This is a genomic window from Pseudorhodoplanes sp., from assembly GCF_050250235.1.
Taxonomy (GTDB): domain Bacteria; phylum Pseudomonadota; class Alphaproteobacteria; order Rhizobiales; family Xanthobacteraceae; genus Pseudorhodoplanes.
In genome coordinates this window covers 1-4,095 of record NZ_JBFWPA010000282.1, presented here as the reverse complement: position 1 = coordinate 4,095, position 4,095 = coordinate 1, and the positions used below count along the sequence as shown (strand labels likewise).

The 4,095-nt window shown below is 57.5% G+C and carries 2 protein-coding genes; one reads left to right on the top strand and one right to left on the bottom strand.

Features of this window, described 5'->3' with window-relative positions; translation table 11 throughout:
- Positions 1 to 1,614 (bottom strand): DUF7380 domain-containing protein (locus tag AB7F49_RS38685; RefSeq protein ID WP_428533118.1); only part of this gene is annotated, 1,614 nt, incomplete at its 3' end.
- Between the two features lie 749 nt (positions 1,615 to 2,363).
- Between AB7F49_RS38685 and AB7F49_RS38680 the strand changes: the two genes are divergently transcribed.
- Complete coding sequence (locus AB7F49_RS38680; protein WP_428533115.1) at positions 2,364 to 4,067, top strand: recombinase family protein; 1,704 nt, start codon at positions 2,364 to 2,366, stop codon at positions 4,065 to 4,067.
- Positions 4,068 to 4,095: the final 28 nt, after the last annotated feature.

Genomic DNA, 4,095 nt, shown 5'->3' with positions numbered 1-4,095 from the left:
CTCCGAGCGATGGTTGTTGAAGATCGCATCCAAGCTTCGGTCTTCTTCTGTGGCGTCATCGCGTCGCTTGGTCGGATCGGCCCCATGAGCCCTCAGAAGGTGCCTAAGGCTCGCTTCGAGCTGAGGGAATAAGAGATAAGCCGCAGAGGCAAAATCTCCCTGAAAGAAGCGCGCGAAACCGAGTTCAACCAGAGGCGCTTGAAGCGGGGGGACGAAGGGCGAGTGGCGAACGATCGAACGGAAATGTCGCTCTTCGACCGCTACCATCCTGCCGATCAGCAACCGAACGGGATCAATACTATTGGCCACGACGACCGCGCGGCGACGGGATTCGGCCTGCCCGATCATGCGGGTGAACCAGTCTTCCGGCGGATCTCCGGACCCAGCGGCGGATGTGTTCACGATGATCTTGCCCTCTCCGTCGACATGCTTACCGCCCATCATGGCGCTCAGCGGAGTCTGTTCAGCTAGGCCTAGCGCTTGCTCTTTGAGATCGTCCGTCTTTGGAGAGCTTTCCAGCAGCGCAAACGATTTGAGGGCTTCGGAGAAGCTCATCCGTTCGAACAGGCTAAGAATGCGATCGCGCTCGCTGTCCATCCGAATGTCGATGGAGAAGGTCGCCATTTCGCGCATCGAGGCGCGTTGTAACTGGCGCAGTTCGACTTCCAGCTCCTGCTCGAGCTGGACTGCTTCGTCACACTTGATGTGGCGGAGCCGAAGGAGCGCATCCATCACCCACGACGCTTTCGCGCCTGCTTGGCCGCACTCGTCACGCATACGCAGAAGCTGCTGTACGGCAGCAAGTTCGCAGCGCCGCTCGCTTTCATTGTCGCCCGCACGACGATACAGCTCGCCCGCGTAGTCGAGAGCTGAAAGGATTGCCATGGGATAAATTGCCGGCTTTTCACTAGCGACGTTCTCGAGATCGACCGCCGCCGTCTTGGGATCGACAAGTTTGTATTCGACGCCCAACTGCGCGAAACGGCAGAAGATCACCGGCTGTGCTTCTGTTCGGGCTTGCCCATAGAGATTTGTCATCACGGTCGTGACGCGGTCGGGCAGCTTCGCGGTACGTCCTTTTATGGCCGAGGCGATCTGCAGGGCACGTAGTGCCGGCGTCTGCGCATCAACCAGATCCCGACCGTCGACGGGAAAGGCCGCGGTGAGCACCCCGCTCGAAAGTCCTTCCACGCACTCACAATAGGCATCGATGGCGATCTTGGCCACGTGGGCCTTCCGAAGATCGTTTGTCCAAACGACGTCAGCAATACGGGCCCGGAGCGCCGGATGTCGTACGCGGGGTAGCAGCTTCTCAAGGATATCTGACTGGGCTCCCCGAAGGTCGCTGGGGATCATGCTTCGCCGGCCTCCAAGCTGTACGCCGGCTCCCCAGATCCTGCCGCGATCACCGGGATTGAGATGGATGCTGCAGATGATGGCGAGCAGGCTGAAGACATCTCTGCAAGGCGATTGGGTCGTGGCTGCCGCGCTTTCAAACGCAAGCCATAGCGCGGGCATGCCCACTTGGTTTATGGAGGCGATCGGCCCCTCCAGGTCGCATGCTTCGAATTGCGCCAACGTTACGACCGGCGGCGTCTGCCCCTCATCGCTCATTATGCATCCGACGAAAAATGAGATCTGGAACTGGCTCGCCGATTCCGCCCAACGAGGAGCGCCGAGCTAGGGATAGATAAGACCCCGCAGGATGTTCGACAATGGTGGAGGACATCGACGTCCGCTTCGGCCATCAGCGGTCCTCAACATTTTCAGGTCGTCCCGTATCCATGATCGAAGCCAGTGGAGCGCGCCCGGAGACTACGCGGCGACCTCTGCACTAGGCGCTAGACCTGTTTGGCGAAATCGGCGCTTAGCAGACGCGGCGTGATCCGCGCCAAATGATTTCGATAGCGAAAGTATTTTTTCGCAGCGCTTTCCGCCGCGTTTCCGTATCGCTACGACGAAGATCTAAGCGCAACGCAAACGCGCGACACCGCACTTCGCGGTGCCAGCGGTGACCGCGTTTATCTTGGCGCGCACGTTTGTCAAACTCGTTGAGAGGAGAATTCAGCTACTCATTTAACTCTGTGCAGGTTCATGCGATGGCAAACGAAAAAGTTCGAGAGATTGCGCTCGACACGCCATTGATGCTTGCAGACGCGCTCGCCAGCGCTACTATGTAATGTGTACCCGGATGCGATCGTCTCGGGGACCAAAAGCGATCATCCGACCGCTTGACCCTTCCCATCCTCAGAGCTGGGACAACCCCGACAATGAGGAAGTTTGGCTCGAGTTAGCGCGCGCCATCGGAAGGCAAATTGCGCGGGATGAGAAAGATGATTTCAGACAGTCCATAGGGGAACGGCATGACGACAGCGTTACCCAAGAAGAGAGCGGTGCTGTACGCCCGTTATTCCAGCGACATGCAAAAGGCGACATCGATTGATGGCCAGCTATTGCTTTGCCGAAAGGTCGCCGAACGCAACAATTTGGATGTCATCGGTGAATTCGTCGACGCCGCGAAGTCTGGTCTTACGGAAGACGCGCGGGATGGCTATCAACGACTTCTCAACGGTGTTCGAAACCATGACTTCGACGTGATCGTCGTTGAGCATTTCGATCGCCTGTCGCGCGATCCCGCCACGATCCAGCGTCTAAAGCAGGTCTTTGAGTTCAACGGCGTTGACCTGATGGATCAGAAAGGCATCTACGCGACAGCGACCGATATCAGCATCGCGAGTCTCTACAACACGATTTACAAGCCGCAGCTTGCCGAGAAAGTTCGGCGCGGGCACGACAACGCCGTCGCCAACGGAAAGATTCCGGGCGCTTATGCATACGGTTATCGGCTGAAGCCTGGCGCGCCCGGTGAGCGCTTGATCGACAAAAATGAAGCGAAGATCGTACTTCGCATTTTCAAGGAGTATGCTTCAGGCCGTTCTACCCGACAGATTGCCGCGGACCTTACTCGCGAAGGCGTGCCCTCACCAGGTGCCACCCGTCACAAGAACAAGGCTGGTCGTACAACCTGGAATCATCAGTGCATCACTGGCGGTCGTCATGGTCGCGGAATTCTCGGCAACGAGCTGTACATCGGCGAAATACATTGGAACGTTCGTTCTACAATTCTTAACCCGGAGACACAGAAGAGGCAGAAGCGCCGCAATCCGGAAGAACGCCGCATCCTGGTCAAGAACCCGGAGATGCGGATCATTCGGCAAGAACTCTGGGATACCGTACAGAAGGTTCGCAGCACGCGTGCTGTCCGTATGTTCGGACCGACCGGCAAGCCACAACGCCGCCCCCTGATTCCGCGCAACAATGAGCACCCGCTCGCCGGCGTCCTTCGGTGCAGCGTTTGCAACGGGCATATGCGAATTGCGCAATCGTCCCGGAACGGCGCGCCGCGCGCCGCATGCGCCAACGCGCATCAGCGAGGCACCTGCGAGCACACCCGTAGCTTTGATATGGACGTTCTACTTGAGGATGTTTCCCTCAAGATCGATGCGAAGTTGCTTTCTCCAAAAGCCATCGAAGAAGCGATGGATGCTTGGCAGGAAGAACGCAAGAAGGATCGAAAGAAAGGCAGTGAACGCGCCAACCTAGAGCGCCGACGCCGTACACTGACTACTGAGATAGAGCGCTTGTCATATGCAATCGCAAACAGCCGTCGCAAACCGGATGAGCTACTCAAGCGAATTGATGAGTGCGACCTGGAGCGGGAGAATGTTGATGCGCGCTTGCGGCTGCTGGGCAACGGCGGCGAGAATGTGATTCCGTTCGACCATCCGAAGTTCGGTGTGCTTTACCGTTCGGAGGTAAAGAAACTCGTCACCGCGCTCAAGATCGATCCAAAAGCGATCGAAACCCGCATCGCTTTCCGTAACTTGATCGACTGCATTGTGGTGCATCCGGGCCGCAAGCGGATGCCTTACGAATATACGCCCTACCTGAACAGCGCCGCCCTCTTCGGCATGAAACTTTTCCCTGAAAACCGCCGCAAGGCAGAGGAAAACGGCAAGTTTCCATACTACGATAACGGTAAGTCAGAGAAATCCGTGTCCTCATAATAGACGCGCACCGGCTGCAAATGCTTGC

Bases quoted from the DNA above. Each gene is read 5' to 3' on its own strand.
- AB7F49_RS38680 (WP_428533115.1), top strand. From the start codon at position 2,364: ATGACGACAGCGTTACCCAAGAAGAGAGCGGTGCTGTACGCCCGTTAT.